The organism is Leucobacter insecticola (genome assembly GCF_011382965.1).
GTDB classification, from domain to species: Bacteria; Actinomycetota; Actinomycetes; order Actinomycetales; family Microbacteriaceae; genus Leucobacter; species Leucobacter insecticola.
The window spans coordinates 2,795,210-2,816,238 of the sequence record NZ_CP049934.1 but is presented as its reverse complement, the minus strand read 5'-3'; the positions used below and the strand labels follow the sequence as shown (position 1 = coordinate 2,816,238).

General features: G+C 61.1%; 15 protein-coding genes, 1 tRNA gene and 1 pseudogene. 13 read left to right on the top strand and 4 right to left on the bottom strand.

Annotated elements, in window-relative coordinates; genetic code table 11:
• Positions 1 to 257: 257 nt before the first annotated feature.
• The gene (locus tag G7067_RS13195) at positions 258 to 1,073 is read left to right on the top strand and encodes a hypothetical protein (RefSeq protein ID WP_166325268.1); all 816 of its coding nucleotides are present in this window, start codon (positions 258 to 260) and stop codon (positions 1,071 to 1,073) included.
• A gap of 137 nt (positions 1,074 to 1,210) precedes the next feature.
• Here G7067_RS13195 and G7067_RS13190 read toward each other — a convergent pair.
• Positions 1,211 to 2,462, bottom strand: a pseudogene (locus tag G7067_RS13190) (IS3 family transposase).
• A gap of 905 nt (positions 2,463 to 3,367) precedes the next feature.
• Here G7067_RS13190 and G7067_RS13185 point away from each other — a divergent pair.
• The 6 genes from G7067_RS13185 (at position 3,368) to G7067_RS13165 (ending at position 6,965) form a co-directional block, all read left to right on the top strand.
• Entirely contained in the window at positions 3,368 to 3,556 is a 189-nt protein-coding gene (locus tag G7067_RS13185) for a hypothetical protein (RefSeq protein WP_166325265.1), read from the top strand.
• Positions 3,557 to 3,607: 51 nt separating this feature from the next.
• A complete protein-coding gene (locus tag G7067_RS13180) occupies positions 3,608 to 4,639 on the top strand; it encodes an aminotransferase class III-fold pyridoxal phosphate-dependent enzyme (protein WP_166325261.1) in 1,032 nt (343 codons plus the stop codon).
• A gap of 44 nt (positions 4,640 to 4,683) precedes the next feature.
• A tRNA-Cys gene (locus G7067_RS13175) sits at positions 4,684 to 4,754 on the top strand.
• Between the two features lie 107 nt (positions 4,755 to 4,861).
• Positions 4,862 to 6,199, top strand: a complete 1,338-nt coding sequence (locus G7067_RS13170; protein ID WP_244301131.1) for a DHA2 family efflux MFS transporter permease subunit — start codon at positions 4,862 to 4,864, stop codon at positions 6,197 to 6,199.
• On the top strand, positions 6,148 to 6,456 hold the full coding sequence (locus tag G7067_RS14525) for a hypothetical protein (RefSeq protein ID WP_244301130.1): 309 nt from the start codon (positions 6,148 to 6,150) through the stop codon (positions 6,454 to 6,456). The genes G7067_RS13170 and G7067_RS14525 overlap by 52 nt, the downstream gene beginning before the upstream one ends.
• Positions 6,457 to 6,464: 8 nt before the next feature.
• Complete coding sequence (locus G7067_RS13165; RefSeq protein WP_166325258.1) at positions 6,465 to 6,965, top strand: MarR family winged helix-turn-helix transcriptional regulator; 501 nt, start codon at positions 6,465 to 6,467, stop codon at positions 6,963 to 6,965.
• A 16-nt stretch (positions 6,966 to 6,981) separates the two neighbouring features.
• On the opposite strand, the gene G7067_RS13160 is transcribed toward G7067_RS13165, so the two are convergent.
• The gene (locus G7067_RS13160) at positions 6,982 to 8,931 is read right to left on the bottom strand and encodes a heavy metal translocating P-type ATPase (protein ID WP_166325255.1); all 1,950 of its coding nucleotides are present in this window, start codon (positions 8,929 to 8,931) and stop codon (positions 6,982 to 6,984) included.
• Positions 8,932 to 9,060: 129 nt separating this feature from the next.
• On the opposite strand from G7067_RS13160, the gene G7067_RS13155 reads away from it, so the two are divergent.
• From G7067_RS13155 to G7067_RS13145, 3 genes are all read left to right on the top strand, one after another.
• Positions 9,061 to 10,170: an XRE family transcriptional regulator gene (locus tag G7067_RS13155; protein WP_166325252.1), complete on the top strand. Its 1,110-nt coding sequence runs from the start codon at positions 9,061 to 9,063 to the stop codon at positions 10,168 to 10,170.
• Positions 10,149 to 11,327, top strand: a complete 1,179-nt coding sequence (locus tag G7067_RS13150) for a tetratricopeptide repeat protein (RefSeq protein ID WP_166325249.1) — start codon at positions 10,149 to 10,151, stop codon at positions 11,325 to 11,327. Before G7067_RS13155 ends, G7067_RS13150 begins: the two co-directional genes overlap by 22 nt.
• A gap of 464 nt (positions 11,328 to 11,791) precedes the next feature.
• The gene (locus G7067_RS13145) at positions 11,792 to 13,939 is read left to right on the top strand and encodes a choice-of-anchor A family protein (RefSeq protein ID WP_166325246.1); all 2,148 of its coding nucleotides are present in this window, start codon (positions 11,792 to 11,794) and stop codon (positions 13,937 to 13,939) included.
• Positions 13,940 to 14,165: 226 nt separating this feature from the next.
• On the opposite strand, the gene G7067_RS13140 is transcribed toward G7067_RS13145, so the two are convergent.
• Both G7067_RS13140 and G7067_RS13135 read right to left on the bottom strand, forming a co-directional pair.
• A protein-coding gene (locus G7067_RS13140) for an IS5 family transposase (RefSeq protein WP_425280684.1) occupies positions 14,166 to 15,060 on the bottom strand; the annotation gives its coding sequence in 2 pieces (ribosomal slippage) (positions 14,166 to 14,703 and positions 14,702 to 15,060; 897 coding nt in all).
• A gap of 136 nt (positions 15,061 to 15,196) precedes the next feature.
• Complete coding sequence (locus tag G7067_RS13135) at positions 15,197 to 15,586, bottom strand: DUF805 domain-containing protein (RefSeq protein WP_244301129.1); 390 nt, start codon at positions 15,584 to 15,586, stop codon at positions 15,197 to 15,199.
• Between the two features lie 518 nt (positions 15,587 to 16,104).
• Between G7067_RS13135 and G7067_RS13130 the strand changes: the two genes are divergently transcribed.
• The 3 genes from G7067_RS13130 to G7067_RS13120 all read left to right on the top strand — a co-directional run bounded on the left by G7067_RS13130 (position 16,105) and on the right by G7067_RS13120 (position 21,029).
• Positions 16,105 to 17,286 carry a YibE/F family protein gene (locus G7067_RS13130; RefSeq protein WP_166325243.1) on the top strand — a complete coding sequence of 394 codons (1,182 nt, stop codon included), beginning with the start codon at positions 16,105 to 16,107 and terminating at the stop codon, positions 17,284 to 17,286.
• Positions 17,287 to 17,316: 30 nt separating this feature from the next.
• Positions 17,317 to 18,531: a hypothetical protein gene (locus tag G7067_RS13125; protein WP_166325240.1), complete on the top strand. Its 1,215-nt coding sequence runs from the start codon at positions 17,317 to 17,319 to the stop codon at positions 18,529 to 18,531.
• A gap of 182 nt (positions 18,532 to 18,713) precedes the next feature.
• Positions 18,714 to 21,029 (top strand): bifunctional alpha,alpha-trehalose-phosphate synthase (UDP-forming)/trehalose-phosphatase, encoded by a 2,316-nt coding sequence (locus tag G7067_RS13120; protein WP_166325237.1) that lies wholly within the window; start codon positions 18,714 to 18,716, stop codon positions 21,027 to 21,029.

The following is a 21,029-nucleotide window of genomic DNA, read 5'->3' as shown; positions in this document are numbered from 1 at the left end:
GGCAATGGATGGCTCATCTCACCCAAGATCCAATGCACGTCGGAGAGTTCGCCGAAGTTGAGCAGCTTGCGACTTAGTAGAAGTTGCCGAAATGTGAGGCCAACTCTTTCAGTTCAGCAAGGAATGGAAAGTGGACCTCGGTTCATGACCACAGTTTAGCCGTCCTATCGCGAACGGTGGAGGTGCGTCAACGCCCTGTTCATTGATTAGCCGGTGTAGTCTTCAATTCTTCAGCGTATTAGGAAGAGAATTACCCCATGACAAGTTCGGAGTGGCGCCCAGTTCGCGGGACATTGACGACCAGTGACCCGATCGAGGCCTACGGTGGCGTCTCGATCCCTCCCGATATGCTCAGGGAACTGGCGAATCAAATGCAGGCGAGAGATATCCCTTTCCATGTGGATCACAAGCTATCCAGGCCGATCCGGATACGGGGTTTTGACGCCTTTGTGGAGACCCGCCAAGATGGAGTCGACGAATTGAAATTCCGGGCCGAAATCCACGAGGATGACCAGCATCTGCTTGTATCCCACTCTGGGGTATCCGCGACGCTAACAGCCCCGCTGGCTCGTGACCTGAGCGAAGGGCACACAAGCGACGCTGTTATTCGAATAAGTGCTGATCACGCTTGGTTCGCAGATGAGGCTCTCATCGATGCCGAGGAGCAACTTGCCGCGACTGGAGTTGATCGAAAACTGATTGAGGTTCAACGCGCTTACCAGTTCAGCTTTGCTCCTGATCCTCAGATCTTTGTCGACGTCTCATATGCGATTTTCCTTTCGGTTAGCGCCAATGGGATCTGGGACGGAATAAAGAAGCTGTTTAATCAGCGGCGGACGCCCCGCGGCGGAGATTCCTTGGCGGTCACTGCAATCAACGTGTCTATTGCTGACGGTGAGCGCTCGTTCAAAGCGGTCGTCACGACGAACGACGAGACAGTGGCGCGGCGTGCCTTTGATTCGCTCGACCAAGTTGCAACAGGCTTCTTCCAAGACTCACCAGTCATTCCAACGGAAGAGAACCCCAAGAGCGTATCTATCTGGGACGATGCGAGCGGTGTCTGGGGCCCCTAGATTGAAGCCCTGTGCCCGCATAACTAGTCGCTGGCCTGTTGCCGAGCCCGTGGTTGTTTTGACCTGACTTATGGATTTGTTTCCAGATCAGTCACGCTGCGAGAGCTGAAGCGCTCTGGGTTTGTTGGAGACTCAGCTCATTTGATTTCTACCAGTTCTTTGACGCTGGTAACTCCAGCATAGAACGACTCCTCATGCTCTGCCGGGGCACATCACCGAGATAGCTATGCAGCCGCTGCGTGTTGTGCCAATGCACCCAGCCGAGCGTCGCGAGCTCGAGATCATCGATCGTCTTCCACGGCCCCTCTTTCGCTGGCCCACGCACCAGTTCAGCCTTGTAATACCCGTTGACTGTCTCCGCGAGGGCATTGTCATAACTGTCACCAACGGTCCCGATCGAGGGCGTCGCACCTATCTCAGCTAGGCGTTCCCCGTAGCGAATAAACGTGAATTGCGACCCCGCATCAGAATGGCACCGAAGCTCGGGAAGTTTTCTACCCCGTGACCAGCGGGCCATTTCGATCGCATCAAGTACCGTCTCAGTTCTCATGTTCGAGGCGCACCGCCACCCCACGATCATGCGACTGAACGCATCAATGATGAAACACACATACGCGACGCCCTGCCAGGTGGGCACGAACGTCAAATCCGTCACCCACAACTGGTTCGGCCCGTCCGCGGAGAATACCCGGTTCACGAGGTCTGGATGTCTGGGCACTGCCGGGTCTGGTTTCGTGGTCTTCACCCGCTTCTCACGGCCTACTCCCGCAATCTCGAGGATCTTCATGAGTCTCGCGACCTGGTCGCGACCAATACCGATCCCGGCACGCTTCGCGGCTTTCCAGAGCTTACGTACTCCATATACAGAGCAGTTCGTCTCCCAGATCTCGAGCAACTGCGGCGCGACTTCAGCGTCTCTGAGCTGCCGGACCGAGGCTGGTCTCCCGTTCGCGGCGTAGTAGGTTGACGGGGCCACCTGCAGCACGCTGCAGATGAACTCGACCCCGACCCTGCGCCCAGCAACAACATCGTCCTTGTTGCGGTGAATGAATGCCACTAGCTCCGATGTTCGCGGTCGAGTTCCGCCCCGAAGAAAGACGCGGCCCGCTTCAGAATTTCATTCGCGCGTTTAAGTTCACGGTTCTCTTGTTCAAGCTCACGCATACGCGTCTGCTCATCGGTCGTCACTCCAGCATGCACTCCGTCATCAATGTCGGCTTGACGTACCCAGGAACGCACCGATTCTGGTCCATAGCCAAGCTGGTCAGCAACACGCTGCACCGTCCCTTGACTCTTACCGAGTTCTGTCTGGAGAGTCCGTACCATGCGGACCGCGGCCGCTTTCTCCTCAACCGAGTATCTGCGCGCTCTGTTGTTTACTCGTTCCATGACTCCATCCTCTTTCCAAAGTACGGAATCTCCAACAAACCCAGAGCGCTTCAGTTCACCATCGATCTGCGGTTGCGTATGCGCGTGGTTGGCATGTCTGGCCGCGGAGACAATGTTGGTGAGCGGCGTTGCCAACACGGACTGATGCCCCCAGCGAAGATGCAGTGCCTCGTTGTTGATGAAGTGAGGATGCACGATGCGAGTTGCAAAGAAACCCAGGATGAATAGCACCGCCCAAATCGTGAGGATCAGCAGCACGATCCGCAGCCACTCCCAAGGAACGAGAAAATGCACAATCACCAACTCAGCCAAGCTCACTGCGATCATCACCGTAGGGATAGTCATTGTTCCTTTGGTGTATCCGAAGGGTTCTGCGCGGGGAGGCAGCTGCCGTTTCTTCGTAGCTGCCAGGTAGAGGCTTCCGAATGCCCGGAGCTCGGTGACGACGGGGCGAAGCAGAGGCTCTTCTGTTTCGATCCTGTCGAGGAGTCCCGTGTCTGTAGCGTCTGCGGAGCGCCCGAAGCGTTTGAATCTCAGCACAGTGATCGCGAGGAAAGCTAGAAGGAGTGGAACCTCGATTGCCAAGAACAGGCGCAGGGCAATGCCTCCGCTCAGTAATCCCGTGAGGTTGAGCACGAGCAGCGTGAGAACGACAGTGACCGTGAGTGCTGTGTGTACCCGATGCGCCGTTCTCAGCCAAGTGCCTCTCTGCGTCATCCCTCTAGTGTGAACTATGACGCTACGTCGTAGTCAAGCATGTCCCCGGGAAGCTGGGGGCTAGACCTGACAAGGTCTCACCTGCTGCATCCGGATTTCCCCCTATTCTGCTGAACAGATGCAATCTGCTGAACCGTCACTCCGCGTGACCCTGCGTTTCAAATCGATGGTGGCGTAGAATCCATTTCATGAGCACTACGGTCCAGATCAGCGCGTCGGCAGCACAGTCGCTGTCGCGTTGGCGTGCGCAGACTGAAGAGCAGAAGCGTGAGGCCCGGCTCGCTGTGGTTGTAGATCGTGTCGCCTCGAGCATGGCGATGGAAAACGAGCAGGTGTCAGACGCGTGGATCCAACAGGCGAAGCAGACCGGAGTCTGACCCGCAGGTTCACCACGACCCGCTGAGAACTCAGCTACTTGGAGCTAGGTGATGCCGTCGCGCCTCGCCGAACGTCTCGCGCAGCACACGCCCGGCGCACACGCGAAGAAGACGTTTTTCGTCAACTCTGGCGCCGAGGCCGTCGAGAATGCCGTGAAGATCGCGCGCGCCCACACCGGTCGTCGCGTTGTGGCGGCCCTCGATCATGCGTTTCACGGCCGCACGAGTCTCACGATGGCCATGAATCACCGCGTCGCTCCGTATGGCACAAGCTTCGGTCCGTTCGCACCCGACGTGCAGCGCGTACCCAATTCCTACCCGATCCGCGACGGTTTGACCGGCGCTCAGGCAGCCGCCCGCACCATCGAATATCTTGAGCAGCGCATCGGCACTGCGGATCTGGCCGCGATCATTGCGGAACCGATCCAGGGCGAGGGTGGCTTCGTCGTGCCCGCAGACGGGTATCCGCCTGCGCTGCAGGAGTGGGCGACCCAGAACGGCGTCGTATTCATCGCCGACGAGATTCAAGCGGGTCTCGGGCGCACCGGCACCTGGTTTGCGAGCGAGTTTTTTAACCTGGTTCCGGATCTCGTCCTCACGGCGAAGGGCATCGCCGATGGCCTGCCACTCGCCGGGATCACGGGCCGGGCCGAGATCATGGACAGCGCGCATCCTGGCGGACTGGGCGGCACGTTTGGCGGCAACCCCGTTTCGATCGCCGCCGCCCACGCCGTGCTGGATCTCCTCGAAACCGGGGCGCCGTTTGCCCAGGCGGCCAGGATCGAACGGACGCTCACCGACGGGCTTCAATCACTGGCGCAGAAACATGTGGTGATCGGATACATTCGCGGGTACGGCGCGATGATCGCGTTCGAGCTTCTTGAACCCGGCACCACAATTCCGCTCGCGGGCCTCGCGTCGCAGATCGCGGCGCACGCGGCAAAGCGCGGGGTCTTGTTGCTCACCGCGGGCAGTTACGGCAACGTGATCCGTTTCTTGCCGTCGCTCGCCGTCACCAACGAGCAAATCGAGGTCGCTCTCGAAGTGATCGGAGAAGCGCTCGCGGCATACAATGTGGCATAGCCGCACGGGCCGCGCGGACTGGCAACAGTCGTTGCGGCCCACACGGTGGGGTGACCGAATGGCGAGGTCACGACGCGCAACGTCGTGTATGCAGGTTCGAATCCTGCCCCCACCTCGACAGCGGCGGGCGCACCGTGCCGATTAGTTGACAGGGGTCAACGATCTGCATATAGTTGATCTTCGTCAACTAAAGATCGCATGCAGAAAGTTCCCGCTCCTCAGATGTCACAGACACAGACCGAATCCCTGAAAGAATCACCCGTCGAAGGTGTGTTGAAGGGTCGCGAAAAGAACCTCGCGCTCACCGGCCTCTTCATGAGCATGGCCGTCTCCATGCTCTCCATGACGGTCGTTGGTACGTCGATGCCGATCATCATCGCCGATATCAACGGCAACCAGGCAGCCTTCACCTGGGTCGTCACGGGCACCATGCTCGCTTCGGCGATCTCGACCCCGATCTGGGGCAAGCTTGCCGACCTCACCAGCAAAAAGGTGCTGCTGCAGCTCTCCCTGATTCTTTTCACTGTGGGCTCGGCGCTCGCCGGCACCGCACAAGAACCCTCTTGGTTGATCGCGTTCCGCGTGCTGCAGGGTCTGGGGGCGGGCGGTCTCGGTGCGCTCGGCCAGATCGTCCTTGCTGAGATCATCAGCCCCCGCGAACGCGGCAAATACATGGGTATCATGGGCGCAATCATGGCGGTCTCCACGGTCGGCGGCCCGCTGCTCGGCGGCGCCATCACCGACACGCTCGGCTGGCGCTGGAACTTCTACGTTGCCGCTCCGATCGCGATCGCGGCCATCATCGTGCTGCAGCGCACCCTGCACCTGCGCACCGAAAAGCGCAAGATTAAGATCGACTACCTCGGCGCGACCTTCATCTCGCTCGGTTTTGCGAGCCTGCTGATCTGGGTCACCCTCGGCGGTACTGAGTTTGACTGGTGGTCGTGGCAGACCTGGCTGATGGTGGGTGGCGGCCTGCTGATGCTCTTGATCGCGGTGATCGTTGAGCTTCGCGTCGAAGAGCCGCTGATCCCGCTCTCATTGTTCAAGAACCGCACTTTCACCATGGCGGTCATCGCGAGCATCGCCGTCGGGCTTGCCATGTTCGGCACCTCCGTGTTCCTCGGACAGTACATGCAGCTCGCACGCGGCAAGACACCGACCGAGTCGGGGCTGCTGACGATCCCGATGATGGCTGGTGTGCTGCTCGCTTCCACCATTGTTGGCCAACTGATCACCCGCACAGGCAAGTGGAAGGGGTTCATGGTTGCTGGATCCTTCATCATGCTCGCAGGATTGTTCATGATGGGGCAGCTACGCTACGACACCTCCTTCGTGTTTGTCGGTATCGCGATGTTTGTGCTCGGCTCCGGCGTCGGCATGTGTATGCAAAACCTCGTACTCGTGGTGCAAAACACCGTCTCGCCCACGCAGATGGGCGTTGCGAGTTCGGCGGTTACGTTCTTCCGTACCATCGGCGGCACCGCAGGAATGTCCGCGATGGGGCGTTGCTGGCGAACCTCGTTGTCGAATACATCAAGGACGGCCTCAGTAAGCTGAGCCCCGCGAACCTGGTGGGCGCTGACAGTCTTGCAGGGGGCACGATCCCGAAAATTGCGGAACTACCCGAACCGATCCGCATCGTCGTCGAGAGTGCGTACGGTCACGGTATCGGCAATGTGTTCCTCGCGGCATCACCCGTCGCGCTTGTTGCTATTCTGGCGATCATGTTCCTGCCGAATATTCCGCTCAGCAACAAGAGCAACGCCGAAAAGATTGCTGAACTGCGCGCTGAACAAGAACAGTTGGAGCAGTAGGGGTCGCGATGTCCGCGGAACAGTTGGGTGATGCCGTGACCGAAGATGACATGATCGCCCAGATCATGAGCGAGTTCTCCCAGGCATTCGCCTCTGCGCGTATGCGCTGGACTCGCTATGCCGAAGAGGTGCATCCCGAACTGAAGGGTGCGGGCATGCTGGTGCTGCAATCGATCCTCCGCAAAGGGCCGATCACCGCAACGGAGCTGAGCTATCTGCTCGGTATGGATAAGGCTGTGGTGAGTCGGCAAGTCTCGAAGCTGCGGGAACTGGAACTAGCGGAGGCGGTGGCTGCCGCTGAGGATCGGCGAGTCGTCCTGCTGACCGCGAGTGATGCGGCGAGGGCCGCGATCGAAGAACTGCACGCCCATAGCTCGCGCGATTACCAAGAGAGATTCCGAGACTGGGACACCGTGGAGCTTGAAGGCCTGCGAGCCGCGCTCCACCGCTTCAACAGTTCGGCACCGATGGGCGGATCCACCCCCGCGAGTCGCTGCGCCCGACAGTAACGTGGATTGCCCCGCGTTAGGCTCGCGGGGCTGATGTGTCAGGTGAAATCGCGCGCAGCGCCCACAGGATCGCGACCAGGTCGACAATCTCCTGTGTCCAAGCCCCGAGGAGGGCCGGCAAGAATCCGAAGGCAGCCACGATCATCAGGCCGAGGCTGATCGCGATCCCGAGCCAGATGCTCTGCAAGGCGATACGCACGGTGTCCTTCCCGATCCTGACCGCGGTTGCAAGCCCTGAAAAACTGTCGAAGCGGTTTACCACGTCGGCGGACTCGCTCGCGGCCGTCGCACCGCGGGCACCCATAGCAAACCCAACGTCGGCGGCGGCGAGCACGGGGGCGTCGTTGAGGCCATCACCCGCCATGAGAAGCGGCCGCGGCTGCACTTCGGAGACAATTTGTACTTTGTCTTGCGGCCGGCATTCCGCGTGCACCTCGCTGATGTCGAGGGAAGCCGCGATCGGCTCAGCGGTGGCAGCGACATCGCCGGTGACCACCAGCATGCGCTCGAGGCCCAGGGACCGTAGCTCAGCGATGGTGGCGGCGGTATCGTCACGCAGCCGGTCGCGCATCACGAGTGCGCCGACATAGCGCTCGTCGCTCGCCACGTAAATTGCGAGCTCACCGGGCCTAACCTCAGCGCGCTGCAGATCCGCGGCGACTTCGCTCACCCAGCTCGGCTTGCCGACGCGGATCGTGCCGGGTGCGTTGACTACCAAAGTGGTTGCGGCGCTGGTCACAGGGACCGGTGAGAAGACTGCTTCAACCCCATTGGTCGCGCTTTCCGTGGCGGAGTGCACTGGTAGGCGTCCGAGGCCTCGTTCGTCGGCCGCCTGGATCACAGCTTCTGCGAGCACGTGTGAGGAATACACCTCCGCGGTCGCGGCCCACTGTAAGACCTGTTCCTCGGTGAACCCCGGCGCCGGAATCACGTATTCAAGCTCGGGGTGACCGGTGGTGAGCGTGCCTGTCTTATCGAACGCGACGGAGCGCACTTTCGCGAGCTGTTCGAGGGTGCCGCCGCCCTTGACGATGAGCCCTGATTTGGCCGCCCGGCTCATGCCGCCGAGGAACGCTACGGGGGCCGCGATCAGCAGCGGGCAGGGTGTCGCGACGACGAGCACCTCTGCGAAACGCACGGGATCCCCACTCACCGCCCAGGCGATGGCACCAATAGCGATAGCGATGGCGGTAAAGGGCACTGCGTAGCGGTCGGCGAGGCGCACAGTCTTTGACTTGCTCTGTTGGGCGACCTCGACGAGAGCGACGATCTGCTGATACTGACTCTCTGCGGCGATAGCGGTTGTGCGAACGAGGATCGCGGCAGTCCCATTGACGATTCCGCTGGCGAGGGCGTCGCCAGCGGAACGGGTGACCGGCAGGCTTTCCCCGGTGAGTGAAGATTCATCAAACTCGGCGCGCGTAGTGATGAGTTCGGCGTCGACGGGCACGACCTCGCCCGGCCGAACAAGCAGCGTGTCTCCCACGCGGATCTCGTCGACGTCAACCGTCTCCATTGCGGTATTTTCGGGTTCCGGATCTTCCCAGTTGACGCCTCCAACGCCTGCGTCGCTCGTGCCGCCCAGGATCCTGGTTGCCTGACGTGGGGCTCGACTGAGGAGCTCGTCGAGCGCGCGCCGCGAGCGATTCTGGGCGTAGTCTTCGAGTGCTTCACCCCCGGTAAGCATCAGCACGACAACGAGCGCTGCCCACGGCTCACCCACCAACACGGCGGCGGTGATTGCAACAACCGCAAGAATGTCGAGGCCGGGGTTGCCGGCCAGCAGTTCCCGGATCATGCCTATGGCTTGCCACGCGGCGATCAGGAGCGCATAGCCGCCGATGAAGAACCGCGCCGCGGCGGGGAGGGGATCCGGTAGGGCGAGCAGGAGGAGCCCGGTGGCCGCGATCACGAGGGTCACCGCCACCGCCGGGTATGAGCGGATCATCTTTTGAATGGGAGCCATGTAGGTAGCTTGCACTACTTCTGAAGAATTCGCATCGAAGGTGAGGCTAGCCAAAGTTCCAGATCAAGATCCATTTTTGGCAAGGCTATCCTTGGTTGTCCGAGTGGAAGGGGAGTAGGATTCCCTTGCGTGATCCGAATTCAAGTCTTGAGAGGCGGTGGGGCCATGGAAGCTGCGGACGAAGCGGAGCTTGGGGCTCTGCTGCGAGAATTTCGCGATCGAAGTAACCTGACGCTTGAGGCGCTCGCAGAATTATCGGGTGTGTCGGTTCGCACAATTGGCGATATTGAACGAGGAGTGCGGCGGGCGCCGCATCGATACACGCTGAACTCCCTCGCCGCCGCGCTTCAGCTTCCGCCTCATGACGCCCAGATGCTGTTCTCTCTGGTTCGACGGGAACGGGCGAAGGTGGCGCCAAAGCCGCCAAAGCCGCCGAAGCTGCCGAATGTGTTGGGGCCGTTCCCCCTCCCGCGGATGATCCCGGATTTCACAGGGAGGGAGGCCGAACTTCAGCGAGCGATTGAGCTTCTTGTCTCACAGCCATCGCCGATTGTCACGGTCACCGGCCCGGTCGGCTACGGAACGACCACGTTTGCGATCGCTCTTGCTCGCGCTGCCGAGGAAGACTTCGAATCGACGGTCTTTTTGTCGATGGTGAGTCCTGAGAAAAACTCGCCGATATCGCCGGAGGAGGCCGCGCGCAGCATTGTGCGTGCCATCGACCCCTCAGCGAAGCCCACTCCAGATACTGAGGTGATTGCGCAGTACCAGCGGGCGCTGATAGGTCGGCGCATCCTCCTGGTGTGTGACGATGTTGACGGGGAGACTCAGGTTCGTCCGTTGCTTCCGACGCACGGAGAATCGGCGATGATTTTGACGAGCCGGCTTCCGTTGGCGGGGCTGGATGGGGTCTCTCGCCTGCCGCTCGGGCCACTTGAAATCGAGGATTCGATTCGGCTGTTGGAGAGCATTATTCCGGAGGGTCAGCGCACTGCCGCGGATACGGCGGAGCTTGCGCGATTTTGTGAGGGCGTGCCGCTCGGGCTTCGGATCTCGGGGAATCAGGTGGCATCGCATCCGGGCTTCACGGTTGGTTCGGTGCTCCGCAATCTTGCTTCGGATACGGATCGGGGCTTGGGCGCCTTTAGCGCGGGGATCGTAGCCTGCTGGCGGCGTTCGAGCTCTCGTATGAGCGTCTTCGCGCTGAGCAACAGTTGGTGTTTCGCCGCCTCAGCCTGACAGATGGCGGCTTTGCGACGATGGATCTCGTTGCGGTGCTTAGCGGCTTGGACGTGCTTCGTGCTGAGGCGGTGGTCCGCGAGCTCGGTGAGCTGTCGATCGTAGAAGTTGATGAGCACGGCCGGGTGCGAGTGGACGGTTTCGTTGGCGTTTTTGCGAGAATGCAGCTCAAGAAGGATCCCGATGCTGAGGCTGCAAGGGAGCTGGCGGACAGATATTTGCTCTCGGGAATCGCGGCCGCTGGATGGTGGTTTAAGGGATACTCGACGATGTCTGTGGGTGAGGAAGGGATCGAGGTTCGTCACCTGACATCGTTTGAGGGTGCGACGGAGTGGTTACTCGCTGAGGGGGAGTGCTGGCCTGCCGCGTTGCTGCGGGCCCAGATCGCGGGGCGCCACCGGCTTGTGGTGGTTCTGATCAGTCACCTGCACTGGTTTGCGCAACTGTGGCCGCACCGGCAAGCGTGGATAGAGCTGTGGCAGTTGGCAGCGAAATCGGCGGAGGTCATCGGCGACAAAGCTCAGTTTGCGCTCCTGCATGACGAGCTCGCCGGCTTCTTGATTGCGTATCGCCGGGACGCGCCCGCTGCTGCCCGCGCACTCGACGTCGCGGAGCAGGCCGCCGCTGAGTTGGAGGGTCCAAGATACCTCGGTTGGAATTACTTCTTACGGGCGGGCGTTGCGCTTGAGCTGGGGGAGTATGCGCGGGGCTTGCGCTACTGCGACGACGCGCTCCAAGAGATGGGTGACGTGACGGTGCATGAGCCGCTGCTCTATACGCGGATGGCGCGGGCTGAGCTGTTGGTGAAGCTGGGGCGGCATGATGAGGCGATGCAGGAGCTGGCTGAAGTGCGCGGCAGGATCGCCGAGCTTGATCTTCCCGTTCCGCGCATGGCGGAGCTGTTTCTTGTGAACCTTGCGCGCATCGCGGCAGAGTCCTATCGCGCCCGCGGTGATCTGAAGGCCTGCGTCGCGGCCTGCACGGGGGCGTTGGAGGGGCAATCGCATCTGCAGGGGCATCCGGTTTTGGCTGAGATTCTGATGGCTCGCGGATCCGCGCACAGGGATCTTGGTGAGGAAGCAGCAGCAGCGCGTGACTTCTTCGACACGGAGAATCTTTTCGTATCCGCCACGGTCTTCCCGGAGCTTTCCGCATAGCGGGTGCGCAGTTATCCACAACAGGCAACCTTGAGGCAGTTTTGAGGCAGCAAGTCTGTTTCCGCCTGGTTCGCTGCTGCAATGAGTGATGAAGTGTGAATATCAGCTTTGGGGTAAAGGTCGGACCGGCTTGCCGGTCGCGCGCGCGAAGAGGTCTTCGTGCGCGCGAGAGCCGACCCCGAAAGCGAACAGGATACGCTCATGAGAAGCATCAACTCCCAAGGTGTTTGGCGGAGGATCACAGCGACAGCTTTGGTCGCCGGGCTAGGAGTGGCGCTTCTGCCCGGCAGTGCTGGGGCGGTTGCGCCTCAGCCTTCCGTAACGAAGGGCGCGGGGGTCCGCCCTGCCGTCGTGATTGATCCAAATGATTTTGTGCCGGGCCCGTGCGAGGGCCCCGCGTGTCCGCCGGGTGACTTCCCCCAACCTCGGATATCAGCGAGGATCGCGGCTACCGAGATGAAGCGGTGAACGTCTTCGCTGGCGGCAACATCGACGTGGCCGGTTCGGCCGCTGAAATGGAGGGGAAGGTTGTCACGCTCGGCAACTTTACGCAGAATAAGGGACCCGAGTTTAGCTACCGGGGGTACAACGTCGGTCTTGTGGGCAAGGGGTCGCAGGTGCGGCCGCCGGACGGAACTGATTTCTTGACGATCGGCGGGAAGTTTTCGATCGCGGAAGGAAACACGATCTGGACGAACCCGGGCAGGATCCGCTATGCGGAGGCCGGTGACATTCAAGGGAATGTTGATTCGCCGTCGGTGCAGGATCCTGCCGCCGCTTCGGAGTACCGCGGGGTGGTACCGGGACTAACGGCTCGGAGCTCCTGTCTCGCAACGAAACCGGTCACGGGCAGGGTCGATTATGTGGGCCAGATGGTACACCTTGTTGGTGACGGGACCTCGATGACGCAGATCTTTGAAGTGCCGGGCTCGATTCCTGACTCCGGACTCAACCCGTTGGCAGGCGTGGATTTCGAGGGTATCCCTGACGACGCAACGATCATCGTCAACATGTTGGGCACCGAGCCGCAGATCATTACGAACGGCGGCACGATTGACGACTGGAGCGATTGGAACCAGCATCGCAGTCACCTGCTCTGGAACTTTCCGAACGCGCAGTCAATTGCCTTGCGTGGGTTCCAGCAGTTCCAGGGGAGTGTGCTGATTGGAAACCCAGCGAGCACCGCTCAGGTGTCGGTTCCGGGAGTCGCGGGGCGTTTCTTCACCGCGGGAAGCATTCTGCACGTTTCTGAGCCCGGGTTTGGGGGCACCGGCGGTGAGCTTCACAGCTACCCGTTCCTTGGGGAGATTCCCACCTGTGCTTCGGATACTCCTCCCGATGATCCGAACACCAACATTACGATCAATAAGACCTGGGTGGTTGACGGGGAGAGCTACGTTGACGGCGAGCAGCCGTATGGCTTGAGCGCGACGCCCAAGCTGAATGGCGAGTCGGTCGCGTGGGGATCGAAGCAGACCGGCAAAACTGCGGGGGACAGCGTGACGATTGGTGAGACGACCGCGGGTGTTCCCTCAGTGTGCACGATTGATTCGTCTCAGGTGACGAGCCTGAACGGTGCGGCTGTGGCGCAGAACCTTCCGTACACACTGACGCTTGATGAGGGGGACAACACTGTAAACGTCACGAACACGGTGAGCTGTAAGCCGAGGATCAAGATGGTGAAGCGGGTTGTTGGTGGAACGCGGGTTCCCTCGGACTGGAATCTCGTGGCGACACCGCAGAAGGAAGCTTTGCCGTTGGCTGGTGCCGTCGCGGATCCGCAGGAGATAGAGGAAGAGCCGCCTGCTCCGGAGGCACAGCCCGCTCCAGAGACACAGTCGGTGCCGGGGTCTGCCAACGGCAGCTACATCTACGTGAAGCCCGGCAAGAAGTACGATCTGAGCGAAACCGGGCCAGATGACTACTATTTGAACTCGCTACAGTGCAACGTTGGTGAGGATGGTGCCTACGTCGACGTCGCCGAGGTGGAAATCAAGCCCCTGAGTGACATCACCTGCGTCTTCGAGAACACCGTGACTGAGACGCCGATCCCGCCGCTCAGGATCGCTGACTCGCAGCTCACCCTGGTCAAGGTTGTTGACAACGGTCAGACGAAGAAGACCTTTGGCCCGAAAGACTGGACGCTTCATGCGGTGGGTGACTCCGATGAGCTTTCAGGGGTGAGCGGCTCCGATGATGTGACTCAGGTGTTTGTGGATGCGGGCACCTACAAGCTCTCAGAAACCGGGCCGGCCGGCTATAAGGCTTCGGATTGGAAGTGCGAGGGGGCCACCTCGTTCACCGCGACGAGTGTGACGGTAAAGAAGGGAGACAATGCGGTATGCACCGTGACGAACACGGCGATCCCTGACGGGGTTACTCCGAAAGATCCGAAAAAGAAAGGCCCCAGCACTAAGCTCCCCAATCCTCCTACGCCTGGACCCCAGAACCCTGGACCCCAAAATCCTGGACCGAATGGGAACCAGCTTGCGAACACTGGATCAGAGCCCCTGACCTCGCCCGCGATACTCGGGGTCGGTCTCCTCGCAGCCGGAGCGGTTGTGGCAGGATCGGTCGGAGCCGCCCGACTTAGGGTGAACCGTCGCCGCTGACCCGCGCAATGAGTGAAGCCATACTGGCGGTTGAATGAACCTCAATCGCCAATATGGCTTCGCTGTTTTGGGTCCGTGCGGGCCGGTGTGGGTCGATGCGGGTGGCGTGGGTGAGGGTGCGCGGTAGAGCTACGCAAGGCGGATGATTCGCTACGCAACTTTCCCGATTGCGCTACTGGGATACCCTGTCTTGCCGCGCAACTAGTTGGCTAATGTCATGGTTGAGCTAGGGTGTGTTGATTAAGTCTGTTTTGATCCAGATCAAAATCGACGCCAGCGCGACACCGGCCCGATAGTTTCGTGCAAGCTTGTCAGACCGCATCGCGATCCCGCGCCACTGCTTCAACCGATTGAAACACCGCTCAACCACATTCCGCCCCCGATACCTCTGCTGCTGCTCTTCCCCGAACTCGATCGGACGGCCCGCCCGTTTACGTCGCTTCGCGATCTGATCACTGCGCTCGGGAATCGTCGCCGCGATCCCGCGCGCCCGCAGCCAGGCACGGTTCGCCCGCGAAGGATACCCCTTGTCGGCGAGCACTCGATCAGGACGAGAACGCGCACGACCCCGTTCTCGCGGCACCCGAATGTCGTCCAGCGTCGCAGCAAACATCGTGGTGTCATTCACGTTCCCCGCAGTCACCACCATCCCCAACGGGCGACCCTTCCCATCAGCAACGAGATGCACCTTCGTTGTCAGGCCGCCACGCGAGCGACCAATCGCATGATTCTCAGGCTCCACGAGCGGATTCTTGTAATTCGACAGATCCCTTTTTGATGCGAGGCAGCGTCGCACCATGCTGATGCACGCGCGCGATTGTCGAATCAATCGATACCACCCAGTCAATTGCCCCAAGCTGGTCAGCCTGCTTCTGCACCTCAGCGAGTAGCAACTCCCAGGTGCCGTCCTCTGCCCACCTGGTAAAGCGTTTGTATATCGTGTTCCACTTCCCGAACCGCTCCGGCACGTCCCGCCAAGGAGCCCCGGTTCGGTACTTCCACACCATTCCCTCAACCGCGAGCCGGTGATCCGACCACGGACGAGAACGTCCCGCAGGAACCGGCATCAATGGCTCGAACACAGCCCACACTTCATCAGAGATCTCTTGACGCACCACCATGCATTAAGTTTTACCGAGAAACATCCCGAAGGACTTAATCAACACACCCTAGCCCTTGCCGCCGGTTGAGCGTGCCCTCTCTCAACCGGCGGCGCTAGTGCCGCGTATCAAGGGCGAGACGCGGCATGCCCAGTGCTCATTGCGGTGGCTGCTGGAACGCCTGCGTTGGGTACCCTTGCGGGGGGATCCCTGGCGCGGGACCCCAGGCCTGGTAGTCGAAGCGGCGACCCGCGGGGGTCGAGGGCATCAGCACGAGAACAAGTAGCACCACCTGTCCCAAAAGCGGGATGAACGAAAGCAGGGCCCACGGGCCGGGCAGGTTGGCATCGTGGAGCCTGCGCCAGGTGACTGCGAGAATCGGGAGGACCGTTCCAAATTCACTGGCCAAAAAAAGCAACAAGATGAATACCAAGGCAAGGCCCAGGACGCTGTTGACGGAATCGGCGACGGGCGAGCGAGGGTCGAGAGAGTCGCTCACCAGCGCGCCTGCAAACATGAGAAGGTAAGGCAGCAGGCGTGCGAGCATGAACACCAGAAATCCCCACCAAAATTCCCGCGGAGAAGCTCGCCCGGTAAAGTCGGCGTACTTTTGAAAGAATCGCTTGAAGCCTTGCCCGAATGAAGCCTTGTTAGAGCGGCCGATTCAGTTGCCGCGGGTCGCGCGCGCCGTCGAGCGGGTCAAGGTTGAACGCTGTCCCGGTGGCGCCGACGCTTACGGTCATTCTGGGTCCTTCTCATGTGCGCAAATCGCGTTGACGGTATCTGTGTGTCCCATGCTACTGTCACGTGTCGCGCATTCGCTTCGCATCTCCCGGCACTAACTCTTCCTGGGTCTCGCCGCCGAATCAGATTCTGGAGATCGCTCCTACCAGAATTGCTATATTGATAACCGTGTTCAGCAGCTTGCGGCAGGCCTTACGGAAGGGAGTGCGCGGGGAAGCGCACACCCATTCCCATTCCCATTCCCACGACCTCACAGACGGCAGCGTAGAGACCGGCCGCGCTGTGAAATGGGTCACCTTCGTTCTTCTCGGGTGTGTTGCTGTGGCCACTGTGATTGGTCTCGTGACGCTCTGGCCCAACTCTGCCGAGGTGTCTGCGGTAGCGTCTCAGAGCGCCTCCGCGGCGCAAGGGCAGACGCTCGAGCGGGGAGAAGTGCTCGGGATCACCGAAGGCTGCGAAGGTGCTGAAGCTGATCTCGGAGGTCACTGCCTCACCTTCAGTGTGGGAATGCGTTCGGGCCCCGACTCCGGAAGCATGATCCAGGTCCCTGTGCGAGGTGCCCTCGCTTCCGCAGGGATTCAGGTGGGGGACAATATCGAGCTGTCTGCTACTGCGATCCCACCGGCTCAGGATCCTGCGCAACAAGAGGGATCATCTGAACGTAATTACAAGGTGTCCGCAACGTCCTACGGTGTCTCGGGAGTGTTCCGAGGGCTTCCGCTTTTGGTGCTCGCCGTTGTGTTCATGGTGGTTGTCGTCTGGGTCGGTAGGATCCGAGGGCTGCTCGCCCTCGTTGCGCTGGGGGTGAGCGCGTTCCTGCTGCTCGCGTTCATCCTGCCCGCACTTGTGAGCGGCAGCCCCGGTGTGCCCGTTGCGCTTGTCGGGTCAAGCGCGATCATGTTTGTGATCCTCTTCTTCGTGCACGGTTTCACCATGCGCACCACCGCAGCCCTCGTCGGTACGCTCTGCGGGATCCTCATCATGGCGGGAATCTCCCTGATAGCCGTGCATACGACCAGGCTCAGCGGCTTAGGTGATGAATCGGCGGGCTTCCTTTCGGCTGTGGCAACCCAGATCGACTTCCGAGGGCTACTCACCTGCGCGATCATTATCGCGGGACTCGGGATCCTGAACGACGTGACGATCACCCAAGCCTCGGCGGTATGGGAACTGCGCGCAGCCGCTCCGGCCATGCCACGCAGTGAGGTCTACGCTAGGGCGATGCGGATCGGGCGCGACCATATCGCCTCGACCGTATACACGGTGTTTTTCTCCTACGTCGGTGCTTCCCTCAGTGTGTTACTGCTGCTCTATCTCTACGACCGCCCGGTACTGTCGCTCTTGACGCGTGAGGATATTGCGGTCGAGATTGTGCGCACCTTCTGCGGCAGTATCGGCCTGGTGCTGGCCGTGCCGATCACGACCTGGGTTGCTGCGATGTTTACGCCGCCGGGTCGTGACGAAGCGCACGTTCCATGGAAAGCTGGCGCCCCGAGTTTTTGATATTCATTCTCATTATCGTATGGTGGGGGGATGAAAACGAAACGACTCATCATTTTGTCCACCCTCTGCATCGGTACCCTCGCATTCAGTGCTTGCTCTTCTGCCCCTGCCACTGAGCCCGCAGACGCGACGGCACATGAACACGCTGAAGCACGCCTCGTTCTCTCCACCCCCGAGGGTGTCAGCGTGCGTGATGCGGACAGCGGCGAGGAGCTCGCAGCTTTCTCGGCGGGGAAGAACCCCACGCTGACCGCACTCGGACACAGCGGTAGTTTCGCGGTTACCGATGGTGAATCTGGTAACACCTGGCTGGTGGATTCGGGGCTGGGCCTCGTCTCTCACGGTGACCACAGCGACGTCAAGGAAGCTGAGCCGAGCATCAGTGATGTTGTCGCGACAGGCGAGAAACCGACCCATGTTGAGCGCTCCGGCACCAAGACAGCGATTTACTATGACGGAACCGGAGCCACCGCCGTCTACACCGACATCGAGTTGATGGGTGACAATCCCCAGCCGTTCATCACGAAAGCCGCCGCCGCCCCTCACCACGGAGTCGCCGTGCCCCGACAGGATGGCTTCCTGCTGACAATGCCCGATGAGAATCTGCCTCTCGGTGTCGCGTCCTACGATGACAAAGGCAACCTGATCGCCGAATTCCCCGAGTGCCCAGGTCTGCATGGCGCTGCTGTACTCAAAGAGTCCGTGGTCTTCGGGTGCACCGATGGTCTGCTCGAGGTCACTGAAGCCGGCGGCTCGGTCAAACACGAATACCCCGCGAAGGGCGAGGATCGAGTCGGTGCGTTCGCGCACCCGGCCGAATCCGATGCCACACTGATCTTTGGCCGCTACGGCCAGGGCCCCGCGACCACTGTGCTCATCGCTGATCTCGCGGAAGGTAGCACGAAGACGGTCGACGTTGGTGCACCCTTCCGTGCAATGCTTGACCTCGGCGATAACGTCGGCGCTGTGCTCACAACTAATGGTGACCTGGTTCTGTTCGATATCAAATCCGGCAAGGTTACAGAAACGGTTGCCGCCATTGACGCGTGGGAAGTTCCCGAGGGCCACGGCGGAGTGATGCCGGATCTCGCGTTCAGCCATGATTTTGTGTACATCACCGATCCAGTGAACAAGACGGTTGTTGAGATCTCGCGCGACGACCTCGCGACCCGCACGATTGACGTGGGGGTTGCGGGCGCGAAGATCGCGGTCTCGGCTCCCGAGGGTGAACATCACGACCTCTAAGGCTCTGCGCCCAACTTACGCAGGGTGAGATTCCCCGCAGCTCGCGAGAGTTGCGGGGAATTGTCCTTTTGAAGCCTTGGGGCGTTCAGGATCCTGGCGATGTTACCCCACAGCATCCGAGTAGATAGACTGAATGCGATTCTTCGGTTTCGTCGGACACAACACTCGTTGGGAGCGTTGGAATGTTTGAATTGAGTGAGGTCGCCAAGGGGCGCGAACTCGTGATGGTTTCGAATCGGCTGCCCGTGGACCGGATCGTCAGAGAAGACGGCAAGACTGACTGGGCGCCGTCGCCAGGTGGATTGGTGACCGCGGTCGAGCCCATCGTGCGCGAACTCGGCTGTTTGTGGGTGGGTTGGGCCGGCAGCGCAGACGAAGAGGTAGAGCCCTTCGAGATCGGATCCATGCGCCTCGCCCCGATCCCGCTCTCAAGCGAAGAGCTCGAGAGCTATTACGAGGGCTTCTCAAACGGCACGCTATGGCCGCTGTACCACGATGTGATCTCCCCGCCGGTCTATCACCGGACCTGGTGGGACTCGTACCAGCGCGTCAACCTGCGATTCGCTGAGCGGGTGGCGCGCGAGGCTGCTGAGGGTGCTGTGGTTTGGGTGCACGACTACCAGCTCCAATTGGTGCCCGCCATTCTGCGGGATCTTCGCCCCGACCTCACCATCGGTTTCTTTCTGCACATCCCCTTCCCGCCACGGAGTCTCTTCGCGCAGCTTCCCTGGCGGCGCCAGATTGTGCGAGGGCTGTTGGGCGCCGACGTTATCGGCTTTCAGCGTGTGCAAGATGCTGTCAACTTCCGTTACGTCAGCGAGCGCTACGCGGGTGCCCCCGCGCGGGGCAACACGATCGTGCTGCCCGAGACCCCGGATCAGGCCGCGCGCTCGGTGCTCGCGCAGGAGTTCCCGATCTCGATCGACGCAGGCGGATTTGAGGAACTTGCGTCGCGGCCCGAGATACGCCGGCGTGCTGAGGAGATCCGCGAAGAACTGGGCCAGGAACGCACCATCTTGCTTGGCGTGGATCGGCTGGACTACACGAAGGGGATCAGGCACCGGCTGAAGGCCTTCGAAGAGCTGCTTGAGGACGGCGAGATCAGCGCCCACGACACCGTGCTCGTGCAGGTTGCGAGCCCAAGCCGCGAACAGGTTGAGGCGTATCAGCAACTGCGCGAAGAAGTTGAGGTCACGGCAGGGCACATTAACGGTGCCCACGGGTCCATCGGTCACTCACCGCTCGTCTACCTGCACCAAAGCTACTCGCGCGACGAGATGGCGGCACTGTATCTCGCGGCCGACGTGATGGTGGTGACGCCACTGCGAGACGGCATGAACCTGGTCGCGAAGGAGTATGTGGCCTGCAGGGCCGATGAGGGCGGGGCCCTGATCCTGAGCGAATTCACCGGGGCCGCCGACGAGCTGCGAGCGGCGCTCCTGATTAACCCGCACGATATCGAGGCGCTCAAAGCCGCAATGCTCCGAGCGATTCACCTGCCCCGCGAAGAGCAGCGGCGTCGGATGCGGTCACTGCGCAAAGCCGTCTACGACAACGATGTCGCGCACTGGGCGACACAGTATCTGGGGGCGGTGGCTGCCGCGGCTGACACCCGAGAAAAGCAGGTGGTGAGTGAGCAGGCCAGTGATGATGGCGAGGCGCCCCCGCCCGCTGAAGTGTTTATATCGAGTCCGTTGCGGGCGAGGCTCAGACGGCTTGCGACCGCCCCGACGCTGATCGTCGCGAGCGATTTTGACGGTACCCTCGCGCCGATCGTGGGGCGTCCACAGGATGCCCGGATCCTGCCCCGTGCCCGGCACGCCCTTGAAGTGCTGCAGGAGTCACCCGATGTGCAGGTGATTCTGCTGACCGGCCGCTCGATTGATGGGCTGCGGGTGACCGGGCTTGAATCCGACGATTGGATCCTGTCGGCTTCCCACGGAGCGGAGCTTACCGGGATGGAGGCTGCGGGCGCTGCCGCGGTGGGCCCCGATTCGGGATCGCTGACGCCCGACGAGGAAGAACGGCTCAGCAAGCTCTCGCGCCGCTTCGACCGGGTGTTCCGTGATGAGCTGGGCGTGCGGCTTGAACGGAAGCCATACGGGATCGTGGTCCACACGCGCGAAGTCGTCGAGCCGGATCGGGCCGCCGAGCTCCTGGCCGCCGCGGTTGAGCTCGGAGCTGTGCCCGGGATCACGATGCGCGAGGGCAAGCAGGTGCGCGAATTTTCGGTTCGTAACACCAACAAGGGAAGCGCGCTGCAACTGATCCGTGAGGCGCTGCCGGCGGCTCCCGTGCTGTTCCTCGGCGACGACGTGACCGACGAAGACGTGTTTGCGGTGCTGGGGCCTGACGATCTCGGTATCAAAGTGGGGGAGGGATCCTCGCTCGCGCGAGAGCGGGTTGCGGATCCTGAGGCCGCCGCAGCCGTACTCGCGGTGCTCGCCGAACTCCGCACCGGCATCGTGATCGGCTCGGAGGTCGCGAAGGTTCACTGA

What these genes read in the sequence shown, in the direction of transcription:
- G7067_RS13195 (WP_166325268.1), top strand. Translation starts at nt 258, where the DNA reads ATGACAAGTTCGGAGTGGCGCCCAGTTCGCGGGACATTGACGACCAGT.
- G7067_RS13185 (WP_166325265.1), top strand. Translation starts at nt 3,368, where the DNA reads ATGAGCACTACGGTCCAGATCAGCGCGTCGGCAGCACAGTCGCTGTCG.
- G7067_RS13180 (WP_166325261.1), top strand. Translation starts at nt 3,608, where the DNA reads ATGCCGTCGCGCCTCGCCGAACGTCTCGCGCAGCACACGCCCGGCGCA.
- G7067_RS13170 (WP_244301131.1), top strand. Translation starts at nt 4,862, where the DNA reads ATGTCACAGACACAGACCGAATCCCTGAAAGAATCACCCGTCGAAGGT.
- G7067_RS13165 (WP_166325258.1), top strand. Translation starts at nt 6,465, where the DNA reads ATGTCCGCGGAACAGTTGGGTGATGCCGTGACCGAAGATGACATGATC.
- G7067_RS13160 (WP_166325255.1), bottom strand. Translation starts at nt 8,931, where the DNA reads ATGGCTCCCATTCAAAAGATGATCCGCTCATACCCGGCGGTGGCGGTG.
- G7067_RS13135 (WP_244301129.1), bottom strand. Translation starts at nt 15,586, where the DNA reads ATGCTCGCACGCCTGCTGCCTTACCTTCTCATGTTTGCAGGCGCGCTG.
- G7067_RS13125 (WP_166325240.1), top strand. Translation starts at nt 17,317, where the DNA reads ATGAAAACGAAACGACTCATCATTTTGTCCACCCTCTGCATCGGTACC.
- G7067_RS13120 (WP_166325237.1), top strand. Translation starts at nt 18,714, where the DNA reads ATGTTTGAATTGAGTGAGGTCGCCAAGGGGCGCGAACTCGTGATGGTT.